Source organism: Roseomonas sp. HF4, assembly GCF_005222755.1.
Lineage (GTDB): Bacteria > Pseudomonadota > Alphaproteobacteria > Acetobacterales > Acetobacteraceae > Neoroseomonas.
This window is the reverse complement of the sequence record NZ_STGD01000015.1, coordinates 26381-39798: the sequence shown is the minus strand read 5'-3', so window position 1 is coordinate 39798 and position 13418 is coordinate 26381. Positions and strand designations below refer to the sequence as shown.

The 13418-nt window shown below is 71.4% G+C and carries 15 protein-coding genes; all 15 read left to right on the top strand.

What is annotated here, in order from left to right:
- The first annotated feature begins 47 nt into the window (after window positions 1–47).
- Window positions 48–1112, top strand: coding sequence for a tRNA dihydrouridine synthase DusB (gene dusB, locus E8M80_RS20310; RefSeq protein ID WP_137127558.1), 1065 nt, complete (start codon window positions 48–50; stop codon window positions 1110–1112).
- Window positions 1109–1426, top strand: coding sequence for a hypothetical protein (locus tag E8M80_RS20305; RefSeq protein WP_137127557.1), 318 nt, complete (start codon window positions 1109–1111; stop codon window positions 1424–1426). Before dusB ends, E8M80_RS20305 begins: the two co-directional genes overlap by 4 nt.
- Complete coding sequence (locus E8M80_RS20300; RefSeq protein WP_240790137.1) at window positions 1423–2556, top strand: nitrogen regulation protein NR(II); 1134 nt, start codon at window positions 1423–1425, stop codon at window positions 2554–2556. Before E8M80_RS20305 ends, E8M80_RS20300 begins: the two co-directional genes overlap by 4 nt.
- Window positions 2557–3999, top strand: a complete 1443-nt coding sequence (gene ntrC / locus E8M80_RS20295; protein WP_137127556.1) for a nitrogen regulation protein NR(I) — start codon at window positions 2557–2559, stop codon at window positions 3997–3999. It begins immediately after the preceding gene.
- A gap of 19 nt (window positions 4000–4018) precedes the next feature.
- Window positions 4019–6337, top strand: coding sequence for a PAS domain-containing sensor histidine kinase (locus E8M80_RS20290; protein ID WP_137127555.1), 2319 nt, complete (start codon window positions 4019–4021; stop codon window positions 6335–6337).
- A complete protein-coding gene (locus E8M80_RS20285; protein ID WP_137127554.1) occupies window positions 6327–7745 on the top strand; it encodes a sigma-54 dependent transcriptional regulator in 1419 nt (472 codons plus the stop codon). The genes E8M80_RS20290 and E8M80_RS20285 overlap by 11 nt, the downstream gene beginning before the upstream one ends.
- Window positions 7746–7756: 11 nt before the next feature.
- Window positions 7757–8629 carry a D-amino-acid transaminase gene (locus E8M80_RS20280; protein ID WP_137127553.1) on the top strand — a complete coding sequence of 291 codons (873 nt, stop codon included), beginning with the start codon at window positions 7757–7759 and terminating at the stop codon, window positions 8627–8629.
- Complete coding sequence (locus tag E8M80_RS20275; protein ID WP_170979534.1) at window positions 8626–9033, top strand: ester cyclase; 408 nt, start codon at window positions 8626–8628, stop codon at window positions 9031–9033. The genes E8M80_RS20280 and E8M80_RS20275 overlap by 4 nt, the downstream gene beginning before the upstream one ends.
- Entirely contained in the window at window positions 9030–9680 is a 651-nt protein-coding gene (locus E8M80_RS20270) for an HAD family hydrolase (RefSeq protein WP_137127551.1), read from the top strand. Before E8M80_RS20275 ends, E8M80_RS20270 begins: the two co-directional genes overlap by 4 nt.
- Window positions 9681–9772: 92 nt before the next feature.
- Entirely contained in the window at window positions 9773–10093 is a 321-nt protein-coding gene (gene hfq, locus E8M80_RS20265) for an RNA chaperone Hfq (RefSeq protein ID WP_137127550.1), read from the top strand.
- Window positions 10077–11393 carry a GTPase HflX gene (gene hflX, locus E8M80_RS20260; RefSeq protein ID WP_137127549.1) on the top strand — a complete coding sequence of 439 codons (1317 nt, stop codon included), beginning with the start codon at window positions 10077–10079 and terminating at the stop codon, window positions 11391–11393. Before hfq ends, hflX begins: the two co-directional genes overlap by 17 nt.
- Window positions 11390–12217: an inositol monophosphatase family protein gene (locus E8M80_RS20255; protein ID WP_137127548.1), complete on the top strand. Its 828-nt coding sequence runs from the start codon at window positions 11390–11392 to the stop codon at window positions 12215–12217. Before hflX ends, E8M80_RS20255 begins: the two co-directional genes overlap by 4 nt.
- The gene (gene greB / locus E8M80_RS20250; RefSeq protein ID WP_137127547.1) at window positions 12214–12747 is read left to right on the top strand and encodes a transcription elongation factor GreB; all 534 of its coding nucleotides are present in this window, start codon (window positions 12214–12216) and stop codon (window positions 12745–12747) included. Before E8M80_RS20255 ends, greB begins: the two co-directional genes overlap by 4 nt.
- Before the next feature lie 93 nt (window positions 12748–12840).
- Window positions 12841–13026, top strand: a complete 186-nt coding sequence (locus E8M80_RS26340; protein ID WP_206035696.1) for a hypothetical protein — start codon at window positions 12841–12843, stop codon at window positions 13024–13026.
- Window positions 13027–13038: 12 nt separating this feature from the next.
- The gene (locus E8M80_RS26335; protein WP_206035695.1) at window positions 13039–13410 is read left to right on the top strand and encodes a bifunctional 2-polyprenyl-6-hydroxyphenol methylase/3-demethylubiquinol 3-O-methyltransferase UbiG; all 372 of its coding nucleotides are present in this window, start codon (window positions 13039–13041) and stop codon (window positions 13408–13410) included.
- Window positions 13411–13418 lie beyond the last annotated feature (8 nt).

The window sequence follows — 13418 nt, the reverse complement described above, 5'->3', positions numbered from 1 at the left end:
GGGTTTCCATTGCGAAGCGGCCGCCGACGCCCTATCCAGCCCAAATCATGAGCATTCCATCCGCTCCCCGGCTGGCGCCGATCGATCTTGGCGGCCCGGTCATCGCGATGCCCGTCATCCTGGCGCCCATGTCGGGCGTCACCGACCTGCCGTTCCGGCGCCTGTCCCGCGCGCTCGGCGCGCCGATGGTGGTCAGCGAGATGATCGCGTCCCAGGCCATGGTCCGGACCAACAGTGCGACCCTGAAGATGGCCGAGGTGGACGGCTTCGGCGGCCCGGCCTCGGTGCAGCTGGCCGGGTGCGACCCGGCCACGATGGCCGAGGCGGCGCGTCTTGTGGTCGATCGCGGCGCCGCGGTCGTGGACATCAATTTCGGCTGCCCGGTCAAGAAGGTGGCGGTCGGGCAGAGCGCCGGCTCGGCGCTGATGCGCGACGAGATCGCGGCCGCGCGCATCCTGGAGGCGACCGTCCGCGCCGTCTCGGTGCCCGTGACGCTGAAGATGCGCATGGGCTGGGACCACGGCAGCCTGAACGCCCCGCGCCTGGCGCGCATCGCCGAGGAATGCGGCATCCGCATGGTCACGGTGCACGGCCGCACGCGCCAGATGTTCTACACCGGCCGCGCCGACTGGGACTTCATCCGCGGGGTGAAGGAGGCGGTCCGCATCCCCGTGATCGCGAACGGCGACATCGTGACCGTCGAGGATGCCGAGGAGGCGCTGCGGCGATCCGGCGCCGATGGCGTGATGATCGGCCGCGGCTGCTACGGGCGCCCCTGGTTCCCGGCCGTGGTGGCGGCGCGGCTGGCGGGCGACGCCACGGCCGCCGAGCCGTCCCTGGCGGAGCAGAAGCGCATCCTGCTGGGCCATTACGAGGACATGCTGCTGCACCATGGGCGGGGGACGGGCGTGCGGCTCGCCCGCAAGCATGTCGCCTGGTATTCCAAGGGGCTGCCGGGCTCGGCCGAGTTCCGGGTCGAGGTCAACCGCTGCGAGACGCCCGAGGCCGTGACCGACCTCGTCCACGCCTTCTACGACCCGCTGATCGAGCGCGGCGTCGAGGCGGTGCGCGAAGCGTTCCGGGAGGCGGGGGACGACCGCATCGCGGCGTGAGCCGCGTGGTGGCGAAGCACGGCGTGAGCCGCGTGGTGGCGAAGCACGGCGTGAGCCGCGTGGTGGCGAAGCACGGCGTGAGCCGCGTGGTGGCGAAGCACGGCGTGAGCCGCGTGGTGGCGAAGCACGGCGTGAGCCGCGTGGTGGCGAAGCACGGCGTGAGCCGCGTGGTGGCGAAGCACGGCGTGAGCCGCGTGGTGGCGAAGCACGGCGTGAGCCGCGTGGTGGCGAAGCACGGCGTGAGCCGCGTGGTGGCGATGCGCGGCGTGAGCCGCGTGAACCGGAGGCGCGGCGCGAGCCGCGTGCCGGCGTGAGTCGCGGCATTCCCGGCCGGGCGGCGCTGCGCGCGATCCTGCTGCGGCCGGACGGGCCTGACGCCGCGGCGATCCTCGGCGCCATCGCCGTGCCCATCGTCGTGCTGGACGCGGAGAACCGCTTCGTCAGCGCCAACGCCGCGGCCGAGCAGTTTTTCGGCGCCTCGGCGGCCTCGCTCGCGCAGGTGCGCCTCGATGACCTGCTGCCGCCGGACAGCCGGATCTTCGCCGTCATCGCGCAGGTCCGCCAGGAAAACAGCAACGTCTCGGACCACGACCTGATGCTGGAAAGTCCGCGCCTGGCGCGCCGCGGCGTCAGCGTCCACGCCGCGCCGCTGCCCGAGATGCCGGGCGCGGTCGTTCTGACGCTGCAGGACGGCTCGACGGCGCAGATGCTGGACCGGCAACTCAATTTCCGCGGCGCGGCGCGCGGCGCCTCGGCAATGGCGGCGATGCTCGCGCACGAGGTCAAGAACCCGCTCTCGGGCATCCGCGGCGCCGCGCAGCTGCTGGAGCAGAATGCGGAGGAAGGCGACCGCGAGCTCTGCGTCCTGATCCAGGACGAGGCCGACCGCATCCGCGGCCTGGTCGATCGCTTCGACATGTTTTCGGAACGGCCGGTCGACCTCGCCCCCGTGAACATCCACCAGGTGCTGGACCACGTGAAGCGGATCGCGGCCACCGGCTTCGCCTCCCACCTGCGGCTGGTGGAGGACTACGACCCCTCCCTGCCGCCGGTCTGGGGCAACCGGGACCTGCTTGTGCAGATTCTGCTCAACCTGGTGAAGAATGCGGCAGAGGCTGTCGATCCCGTTGGCGGCGAGATCGTCCTGGCCACCGCCTATCATCACGGCGTGCGCATCGCAGTGCCAGGTTCGGCCGAACGTGTGCACCTGCCGCTGCAGATCAGCGTGCGGGACAACGGCACCGGCATCGCCGAGGAAGTGCGCGGCACGCTTTTTGAACCCTTCGTCAGCACCAAGCGGGGGGGACAGGGGCTCGGCCTCGCGCTCGTCGCGAAGCTGGTGGCCGACCAGGGCGGGCTGATCGAATGCGACAGCCGCCCGGGACGCACCGTCTTCCGGCTCTCCATGGCAACGCCCCCGCCGGGAAGCACTGGGACCGAGTGAATGACCGCCGAAGCGCGCACCATCCTGATCGCCGATGACGACCGGGCCATCCGCACCGTGCTCAGCCAGGCGCTGGGGCGGAGCGGCTACCAGGTCCGGGCGACCTCCTCCGCCGCAACGCTCTGGCGCTGGGTCGAGGACGGGGAGGGCGACCTCGTCATCACCGACGTCGTGATGCCGGACGAGAACGGGCTCGACCTGGTCCCCCGCATCCGGCGCGTGCGCCCGGAATTGCGCGTGGTCGTCATGAGCGCGCAGTCGACCTTCGCGACAGCCGTGAAGGCGACCCAGCGCGGCGCCTTCGAATACCTGCCCAAGCCCTTCGACCTGAAGGAATTGCTGTCGGTGGTGGAGCGCGCGCTGGCGGCGCCGCCCTCCGCCCAGGCGGCGGACGAGCCGGAGGGCGAGAAGCTGCCGCTGGTCGGGCGCAGCCAGGCGATGCAGGAGATCTACCGCACCGTCGCCCGCCTCACGACGACCGACCTGACCGTGATGATCACGGGGGAAAGCGGCACGGGCAAGGAACTGGTCGCGCGCGCCCTGCACGACTACGGCAAGCGCCGGGCGGGGCCCTTCGTCGCGATCAACATGGCCGCGATCCCGCGCGAGCTGATCGAGGCCGAACTGTTCGGCCACGAGCGCGGCGCCTTCACGGGCGCGCTCAACCGCGGCATCGGCCGCTTCGAGCAGGCCGCCGGCGGGACGCTGTTCCTGGATGAGATCGGCGACATGCCGCCCGAGGCCCAGACCCGCCTGCTCCGTGTGCTGCAGGAAGGCGAGTTCACGACCGTCGGCGGCCGCCAGCCGATCAAGGCGAATGTCCGGATCGTCGCGGCGACGCACCGCGACCTGCGGCAGCTGATCCGCCAGGGCATGTTCCGGGAAGACCTGTTCTACCGCCTGAACGTCGTGCCCATCCGCCTGCCGCCGCTGCGCGAGCGGATGGAGGACATCCCGCTGCTGGCCCGCCACTTCCTCGACCGCGCGCGCGCCGCGGGGCTGCCGGGCAAGCAGCTCAGCGCCGAGGCGCTCGATGCGCTCAAGGGCCATGGGTGGCCGGGCAATGCGCGCGAGCTCGAGAACCTGACGCGCCGCCTGGCCGCGCTCTATCCGCAGGAGGTGATCGGCGCCGATGCCGTCGCCGCCGAGTTGGCGGAGGCGGTGCAGCCCGCCGGCCCGGACGGGCAGGCGCAGCCCGCGACGCTCGAGCAGGCGGTCGAGCGGCACCTGCAGTCCTTCATGTCGGCGCACAAGGACGGCATGCCGGTGCGCGACCTCTATGACCGCGTCCTGGCGGAGGTGGAACGCCCGCTGCTGCGACTCGCCCTCGGTGCTACAAGGGGCAACCAGATCAAGGCCGCCGCCATGCTCGGGCTGAACAGGAACACGCTGCGCAAGAAGATCCGGGAGCTCGAGCTTCCCGTGGTGCGCGGCCTGACCTGAGCCATGCGCGGCCCCTGACATGTCGGGCCTGTTCCGCCGCCGCCGGGCCGCGCGGCGCGGGCCGGCGCCTGAAGCGCCGCCGCAGCAGGGCGCGCCCGTGCGGCGGTCCCTCCTCCGCCGCGTGGGCGATGCGCTGCAGGGTGCGCCGGCCACGATCGGCCTCGCGCTCATTGCCTTCGTGCTCGGGCTTGCGACCTTCGCGGCGCTGTCGGGCGGCACGCCACTCGGGCCGACCAGCCCGGGGCAGGTGGTCGGCATCATCCTCGCCAACCTGGCCGTCCTGCTGCTGCTGGCGGCCTCGCTGGTCGCGCGGCTCGTGCGGATGTGGGCGGAGCGCCGGCGGGGGTCGGCCGGGTCGCGGCTGCATGTGCGGCTCGTGCTGCTGTTCGGCGTGGTCGCGGTCGGGCCGGCCATCCTGGTCGCGGGCTTCGCGGCGCTCTTCTTCAACCTCGGCATCCAGGCCTGGTTCAGCGACCGCGTGCGGGACACGCTTGAAGCCTCCCTGGTCGCGTCGCGCGCCTATCTCGAGGAACACCGAAACACGATCCGCGCCGACATCCTGGCGATGGCGAACGACCTCAACCGCGCCGGGCCCGTGCTGCTGCCGGACAACGGCATCGCCTTCGCGCGGCTGCTGGCGACCCACACCGCGATCCGCGGCCTGACCGACGCGCTGGTGGTGGAGCCGACCCTCGGCCAAGTGGTGGCCTCGGCCGGGTTGACCACGGGGGCCGTGGTGAACGTGCCGCCGACCTGGGCGCTGGAGGCGGCGCGGGCGGGCGAGGTCGCGGTGCTGCCCGGCGAGGGCGGGGAGGGGCGCGTGCGCGCGCTGGTGCAGCTGAACATCCCGCCGGGGCTGCTGCTGATGATCAGCCGCCCGGTTGACCCCGGGGTGCTGGAGCACATCCGCCGCACGGAACTGGCCTTCCAGGAATACGACCGGCTGGAGCGCAACCGCGGCGACCTGCAGATCACCTTCGTGCTGGTCTTCGCCATCGCGACGCTGCTCGTGCTGCTGGGCGCCGTGCTGCTCGGCCTGCTCATCGCCAACCGGATCGCGCGGCCGATCTCGCGCCTCATCACCGCGGCGGAACGGGTGCGGGCGGGCGATCTATCGACGCGCGTGCAGGAAGGGGCGGCGGATGACGAGGTCGCCTCCCTCGGCCGCGCCTTCAACCGGATGACCAGCCAGCTTTCCGCGCAGCGTGGGGAGCTGATGGAGGCCTACCGGCAGATCGACGAGCGGCGGCGCTTCACCGAGACGGTGCTCTCGGGCGTCACCGCCGGCGTCATCGGCCTCGATGCCGAGGGGCGGGTGAACCTGCCGAACCGCTCGGCCTCGGCGCTGCTGGGCGTCGATCTGGATGCCGCGATCGGGCTGCCGCTGGCCGGCGTCGCGCCGGAATTCGCGCCCCTGCTTGCCGCCGTGCGCGCGAGCCCGGATCGGCCGCAGACCGACGAGATCCGCACCGGCCCGCCCTCCGCGCGGCGGACCCTGATTGCGCGCCTCGGCGCCGAGGCGCAGGGCGGGCGCGTCGATGGCTACGTCCTGACCTTCGACGACATCACGGAACTGCTGTCCGCCCAGCGCAAGGCGGCCTGGGCGGATGTGGCGCGGCGCATCGCGCACGAGATCAAGAACCCACTGACGCCGATCCAGCTCTCGGCCGAACGCCTGAAGCGCCGCTACCTCAAGCAGATCACGGACGACCCCGAGACCTTCCGGCAATGCACCGACACCATCGTGCGCCAGGTGGGCGATATCGGGCGGATGGTCGACGAGTTCTCGGCCTTCGCGCGGATGCCGCAGCCGGTCATCCGCCCCGAGGACATCAACCAGTTGCTGCGCGAGGCGCTGGTGCTGCAGCGCGACGCCCATCCGCGCATCGTCTACGAGACCGCCTACGCCGACCCGCCGCCCGTCCTGCCCTGCGACCGCCGGCTGATCGGCCAGGCGCTGACGAACCTGCTTCAGAACGCGGCGGACGCCGTCGCCATGCGCGCCGAGGAAGGCGCCGGGCGCATCGAGGCGCGGGTCGAGAGGGGGCCGGACCGGGTCCTGATCGTCGTGACCGATGACGGAGTCGGGCTGCCGAAGGACGAGGATCGCGACCGCCTGACCGAGCCCTATGTCACTCACAAGGCGAAGGGAACCGGGCTCGGACTTGCCATCGTCAAGAAGATCATGGAGGACCATGGCGGCGGGCTGGTGCTCGAGGACCGGGAAGACGGCCCGGGCGCCCGCGTGGCGCTGATCCTGCCGGTCCGCCCGGCAGGCGAGGCAGGCGGGGAGTCGACGCCGGCGGCGGAGGGAGCGAAGGTCGCGCATGGCGCATGAGATCCTGATCGTGGACGACGAGCCCGACATCCGGGCCCTCATCGAGGGCATCCTGTCGGATGAGGGCTACGAGACGCGCCAGGCGCACAACGCGGATTCCGCCATCGCCGCCTTCCGGCAGCGCCGGCCCTCGCTCGTGATCCTCGACATCTGGCTGCAGAATTCGCGCCTCGACGGGCTCGGCATCCTGGAGGCCCTGCATGTCGAGGAGCCGCAGGTGCCGGTGGTCATGATCTCCGGCCACGGCACCATCGAGACCGCTGTGCAGGCGATCCAGCAGGGCGCCTACGACTTCATCGAGAAGCCCTTCAAGTCCGACCGCCTGCTGCTCATCGTCTCCCGCGCGCTGGAAGCGGCGCGCCTCAGGCGGGAAAACAGCGAGCTGCGCCTGCGCGCCGGGCCCGAGACCGAGCTGGTCGGCGGCTCGGGGCCGCTCGGCGCGCTGCGCGGCGCGATCGAGAAGGTGGCGCCGACCGGATCGCGCGTGCTGATCACCGGGCCGGCCGGCGCCGGCAAGGAAGTAGCGGCGCGCATGATCCATGCGCGGTCACGCCGCACCGACGGTCCCTTCCTGGTGCTGAACTGCGCGACGCTGAACCCCAGCCGCTTCGAGGAGGAGTTGTTCGGCGTCGAGGCCGGGCCCGACCCATCCGCCCAGCCGCGCCGGGCCGGCGTGCTTGAACGCGCCCATGGCGGCACGCTGCTGCTGGACGAGGTGGCGGACATGCCGCTCGAGACCCAGGGCAAGATCGTACGCGCCCTGCAGGAACAGGGCTTCGAGCGCGTCGGTGGCGGCACGCGGGTCAAGGTGGATGTGCGCGTGCTCTCCACCACCAACCGCGACCTCACGGCCGAGATCCAGGCCGGGCGCTTCCGGGAAGACCTGTTCTACCGCCTGGCCGTGGTGCCGCTGCGCGTGCCTGCGCTGCGCGAGCGCCGGGACGACGTGCCCGTGCTGGCGCGCCACTTCATGGGGCGGTCCGCCGAGACCACCGGCATGGCGCCGCGCGAGCTCAGCGAGGACGCGCTGGCCGCCATGCAGGCCTATGATTGGCCCGGCAACGTGCGCGAGTTGCGCAACCTGATCGACTGGCTGCTGATCATGGCGCCGGGCGAGGCGCGTGAGTCGATCCGCCCCGACATGCTGCCGCCGCAGGTGGGCGCGGCGGCGCCGGCGGTGCTGAAGCTCGATCGCAGCAGCGAGATCATGACCCTGCCGTTGCGCGACGCACGGGAATTGTTCGAGCGCCAGTACCTCGAGGCGCAGCTGCTGCGCTTCGGCGGCAACATCAGCCGGACGGCGAATTTCGTCGGCATGGAGCGCAGCGCCCTGCACCGCAAGCTGAAGTTCCTCGGCGTGCATGCCGAGGACCGCGCCACCACGGCCGGCACGGTCGGCAACGCCTGAAGGACGGACGCATGTCCCGCATCGCCTACGTGAACGGCCGCTACCTGCCGCAGCCCGAAGCCAGCGTGAACATCGAGGATCGCGGCTACCAGTTCGGCGACGGCATCTACGAGGTCGTCCACCTGTTCGACGGCCGCTACATCGACGAGGACCTGCACCTCGACCGCCTGGAACGCTCGCTGCGCGAGATCCGCCTGCCCATGCCGATGTCGCGCGCGGCGCTCCGCCTGGTGCTGCGGGAGGTGGCGCGACGCAACCGCGTGACCGAGGGCCTGCTCTACATGCAGGTGACCCGCGGCGTGGCCCGGCGCGACCACGCCTTCCCGACCGAGCCGGTGCCGCCGGCGCTGGTGGTGACCATCAAGCGCATCCCGCCCTACCCGACCGATGTGGACAAATGGGGCTCCGCCGCGATCACGACGCCGGACCTCCGCTGGGCGCGCTGCGACATCAAGACCGTGAACCTGCTGCCCAACTGCCTGGCGCGCCAGGCGGCGCGCGAGCAGGGGGCGATCGAGGCGGTGCTGTTCGACCCCGACACCGGCATGGTCACCGAAGGCGCCGCGACATCCTTCTGGATCGTCGATGAACATGGCGTCATCCGCGTTCGCCACCTCGACCATGCCATCCTGCCCGGCTGCACCCGCGCGGCGTTGCTCGATGAATTGAAGCAGGCGGGCATCCCGTTCGAGTTGCGGGAATTCTCGATGGAGGAGATGCGCCGCGCGCGGGAGGCCTTCATCACCTCCGCGACCTCCTTCGTGAAGCCGATCGTGAAGATCGACGGGCAGCCGGTCGGCGATGGCAAGGTCGGGCCCGTGGTGCGGCAATTGTTCGAGATCTTCGCCCGCCACGTGAAGGGCGGGCTGAAGAACGCCGCGTGACCGCGGACACCGCCAGCGTCGTCCGCGCCTTCTACGCCGAACTTTGGGAGAAGGCGGATTTCTCCAGACTGCCCGCGCTGCTGACCGAGGATGTCGCCTTCCAGGGCACCTTCGGCCAGACCATGCGCGGCCTCGAGGCCTTCGGCGCCTATGTGCGCAGCGTGAGGGAGGCCTTCAGCACCTATCGCTGCGACCTGCGGGACCTGGTCGTGGAGGGCGCCCGCGCGGCCGCGCGCGTCGGCTTCTCCGGCACGCACGACGTGGGACCCTTTCTCGGCGCGGAGCCCTCGGGGCGCGACCTCGCCTGGGAGGGCGTGGGCTTCTTCGAGGTGCATGAGGGCCGCATCCGCCACCTCTGGGTGATGGGGGACATGCTCGGCCTCATGGCGCAGCTGAAGAAATGACCCGGCCGGATGCCATCCTCTGGGACTGGGACAACACGCTTGTGGATGGCTGGGCCGCCATCGAGGCCGGGCTGAACGCGGCCTTCCGTGCTTTCGGCATGGCGGAATGGACCCGCATCCAGGTGCTGGCCAATGTGCGGAAATCGCTCCGCGAGAGCTTTCCGCCGTTGTTCGGCGCGGAGTGGGAGAGGGCGCGGGACATCTTCTATGCCGAGGTGCGCGCCACGCATCTCTCGGTTCTTGTGCCGATGCCGGGTGCGGCGGCGGCGCTGGCGGCGGCCGGGCGGACAGCGCCGCAGGCGGTCGTCTCGAACAAGCAGGGGCCGCTGCTGCGGGCCGAGGCCGCGCATCTCGGCTGGACCGCGCATTTCGGCACGCTGGTCGGCGCCGGGGATGCGGCGCGCGACAAGCCCGACGCGGCACCGCTGCTGATGGCGCTGGCCGCGATCGGCGTGCCGCCCTCGGGCCGGGTCTGGTACGTGGGCGATACGGCGCTCGACATGCAGGCCGCGCGCGCGGCCGGCTGCCGCGCCGTGCTGCTCGGCGACGCGTCGCATGATGGCGGCATGGCGGCAGTCGCGCCCGACATCGCCTTCGCGGATGGCCATGCGCTGGAAGCGCATCTCCTGCCACTTGCCATCCGCTGATGTCAGGACAACACTGAGCACGCCGGCGGCCGGAAATGGTTTTCGCCGGTCCGCCCCTGGTCGGTGACCAGCAAAAACAGAGGACCGGTCCCATGGCCGCCGAGAAGTCCCAGAACGTGCAGGACGTGTTCCTGAACCACGTTCGCAAATCGAAGACCCCCGTGACGATCTTCCTGGTGAACGGCGTGAAGCTGCAGGGGATCATCACCTGGTTCGACAATTTCTCCGTGCTGCTCCGGCGTGATGGCCATACGCAGCTCGTGTACAAGCACGCCATCAGTACGGTCATGCCCGGCGCACCGATAATGCTGTTCGATGCGACCGCCCAGGCGGGCGCGCAGCCCGCCGCGCCGGCCTCGGAAACGCGCATGACCCTGGCGCGGAGCGAGGTGCCCACTGGCGGTGGCGACTGACGCGCCCGGCGGCCGCCCGACGCGCGCCGCCGTCATCCTCCCCTTCGAGCGTCCCTCCCGCGTCGCCATCGGCGACGGCGGCGGGCATCGCGCGGCCGAGGCGCGGCTGGCGGAGGCGGTCGGCCTGACGGCCTCGATCGGCGTGGCCGTCGTCCATGAGGCGGTGCATCCGCTGCGCGAACGCCGTCCGGCGACGCTGCTCGGCGAAGGTCATGTCGAGATGATCGGCCGCGCGCTGAAGGAACAGGAAGCGGAGCTCGTCGTCGTGGACGCGGCGCTGACGCCCGTGCAGCAGCGCAACCTCGAACGCGCCTGGGCCTGCAAGGTCATCGACCGTACCGGCCTGATCCTCGAAATCTTCGGCGAGCGTGCCCGCACCAAGGAAGGCGCGCTGCAGGTCGAGCTGGCGCACCTCGAATACCAGCGCACACGCCTCGTTCGTTCCTGGACGCACCTTGAGCGGCAGCGCGGCGGGTTCGGCTTCCTGGGCGGGCCGGGCGAGAGCCAGATCGAGATCGACCGTCGCCTGATCGGCGACCGCATCGTGAAGCTGAAGCGCGAGCTGGAGCAGGTACGCCGCACCCGCGGCCTGCATCGCAAGGCGCGCGAGCGAGTGCCCTATCCGGTGGTCGCGCTGGTCGGCTACACCAATGCAGGCAAGTCCACCCTGTTCAACGCGCTGACCGGTGCCGGCGTCTACGCGCAGGACCAGCTTTTCGCGACGCTCGACCCGACCATGCGGGCGATCCGCCTGCCGTCGGGCCGCACGGCCATCCTGTCGGATACGGTCGGCTTCATCTCCGACCTGCCGACGCAGCTGGTGGAAGCCTTCCGCGCGACGCTCGAGGAAGTGGCCGCGGCCGACATCATCCTTCATGTGCGCGACATCGCGCATCCCGACAGCGCGGCGCAGCGCGCCGACGTCCTCGGCGTGATGGAGGAGATGGCCGAAGGCCCGCATGCCTCGCTCGAGGAAGGCTGGCAGGACCGCGTGGTCGAGGTGCTGAACAAGGCCGACCTGCTCGGCGGCATCGAGGCGGTGCAGCGGCGCGCACCCGGCGCCGTGCCCGTCTCGGCCCTGACCGGGGAGGGGCTCGAGGAACTGCGCGCCGCCATCGACGCGCGCCTCTCGGCCGGGATGGAGACGATCGAGGTCAGCCTCCCCACGACCGACGGCGCCGGCCTCGCCTGGCTCTACGAGCACGGCGAGGTGCTGGCGCGCAACGATGGGGACGAGGCGATCCGGCTGACCGTGCGAATCTCGCCGGCCGATCGCGCGCGCTTCGAGGATCGCGCATGATCACCGCACGACACGCGACCGAGGTCGCGACCCTGCTGCGCGAGGCCGCGCGCGCCGAGATCCTGCCCCGCTTCCGCAGGCTGGCGCAGGGGGAGGTGCGGTCGAAGTCGGGGCCGCTGGACCTCGTGACCGATGCGGACGAGGCGGCCGAGCGCGTGATCGAGGCGGGCCTGCTGCGCATGTTCCCGGGCGCCGTGATCGTGGGCGAGGAGGCGGCGGCGGCCGACGAGGGCGTGCTCGACCGTCTGGTTGGGGCCGACCTCGCCTTCGTGGTTGATCCGGTGGACGGGACGGCCAACTTCGCCTCCGGCACGCCCCTGTTCGGCTGCATGGCGGCGGCCGTGGTGCGCGGCGAGGTGGTGGGCGCCTGGATCCACGACCCGCTCGGCGACGACACGGCGATCGCGCTGCGGGGTGAGGGTGCCTGGATCGCGGACGGGGAGGGGCGGCACATGGCGGACCTGCGCGTCGCGGCGCCCGTGCCGGTCGAGCGCATGATCGTCGCGGTGTCCTGGACCTACCTCAAGGAGCCGATGCGCAGCCAGGTCGCGGGACGGCTCGCGCGCTTCGCCGGCGTCGTGGGCTTCCGGTGCGCGGCGCACGAATACAGGCTTTCCGCCAGCGGGCATTGCCATGCGCAGTTCTACAACCGGCTGATGCCCTGGGATCATCTGCCCGGATGGCTGATCCACCGCGAGGCCGGCGGCTATGCCGCGCGCTTCGACGGCAGTGCCTATGGCCCGCTGCACCGTGACGGCGGACTGATCGTGACGCCCGACCGTCACTCCTGGGACGCCGTGCGGCACGCCCTGCTCGACCCGTGAACGGCGACGACGAGGACGGCGACGACGCGCCGCCCGGCCTCCCGCCCGGGACGCCCTTCTACATGACGCCGGAAGGTGCGGCGCGACTGCGCGAGGAGATCCGCGCGCTCTGGGAGGATGAACGGCCGAAGGTGGTCGAGGTGGTGTCCTGGGCAGCCGCGCTCGGCGACCGGTCAGAGAATGCCGACTACCAGTACGGCAAGCGCCGGCTTCGGCAGATCGACGGCCGCGTGCGCTTCCTCCGCAAGCGGCTGGAGCGTGTGCAGGTGGTGGACCCGGCGGCGCAATCGCGGCGCGACAAGGTGTTCTTCGGCGCGACTGTCACCTATGCGCGACTGTCCGACGACGCCGAGGCGACCATCCGGATCGTGGGCGTGGACGAGGCGGATGCGGACCGCGGCGACGTCTCCTGGGTCGCGCCCGTGGCGCGCGCGCTGCTCGGCGCGCAGGTGGGGGATGTGCGCCGCGTGCGCACGCCTGCGGGCACGGATGAGGTCGAGGTCGTGTCGATTTCCTATCCCGCCGGGTGAAGTGCGGACACGTTTTCGGCAGATGCCCGCCACGCCGCGCCACGGACCGCCCTGAAAAACGTCCTTGGCCCTATCTTGCCGGCGGTCGGCGTGGTGACCAGCCCCCTCCTCCACGACACGACGCTGCAGCGGCCCTTTTGGAACCGTTGGAACGCCGAGACGCGCGAGCATGCCGTCGACGAGATGCCCGCGCGCCAGCGGCGGGAGGTGCTGGAGTGGCTGGCGACGCGCGGTCGCCGTGACCTCGACATCATCGACGTCGGCTGCGGCGCGGGCTGACTCGAGAGCGACGTGCTGCCCTTCGGTCGCGTCACGGCGGCGGACCTGTCGGACCAGGTGCTCGCCCGCGCCGCGCGCCGCGTACCCCGCGCACGCTTCGTCGCGGGCGACTTCATGACGCTCGAGTTCGGCGAGGCCGCCTACGATGTGGCGGGCAGCCTCGAGGTGCTGGCGCATGTGGCCAACCAGCAGGCGTTCCTCGGGCGCATCGCGCGCCTGCTGCGGCCGGGCGGGCACCTGTTGCTGGCGACGCAGAACCGACCCATCCTCGAACTCAACCGCATCCCGCTCCCGGCGCCGGGGCAGTTGCGGAAATGGATGGACCGGCGTGAGCTCCGCCAGCTACTCGCGCGGATTTCGACGTTCTTGGCATGCGGACCCTAACGTCGCGC

Coding starts and splice junctions, on each gene's coding strand:
- E8M80_RS20270 (WP_137127551.1), top strand. CDS start 9,030: ATGACCCGGCCGGATGCCATCCTCTGGGACTGGGACAACACGCTTGTG.
- E8M80_RS20255 (WP_137127548.1), top strand. CDS start 11,390: ATGATCACCGCACGACACGCGACCGAGGTCGCGACCCTGCTGCGCGAG.
- E8M80_RS20280 (WP_137127553.1), top strand. CDS start 7,757: ATGTCCCGCATCGCCTACGTGAACGGCCGCTACCTGCCGCAGCCCGAA.
- dusB (WP_137127558.1), top strand. CDS start 48: ATGAGCATTCCATCCGCTCCCCGGCTGGCGCCGATCGATCTTGGCGGC.
- ntrC (WP_137127556.1), top strand. CDS start 2,557: ATGACCGCCGAAGCGCGCACCATCCTGATCGCCGATGACGACCGGGCC.
- hfq (WP_137127550.1), top strand. CDS start 9,773: ATGGCCGCCGAGAAGTCCCAGAACGTGCAGGACGTGTTCCTGAACCAC.
- E8M80_RS20290 (WP_137127555.1), top strand. CDS start 4,019: ATGTCGGGCCTGTTCCGCCGCCGCCGGGCCGCGCGGCGCGGGCCGGCG.
- E8M80_RS20285 (WP_137127554.1), top strand. CDS start 6,327: ATGGCGCATGAGATCCTGATCGTGGACGACGAGCCCGACATCCGGGCC.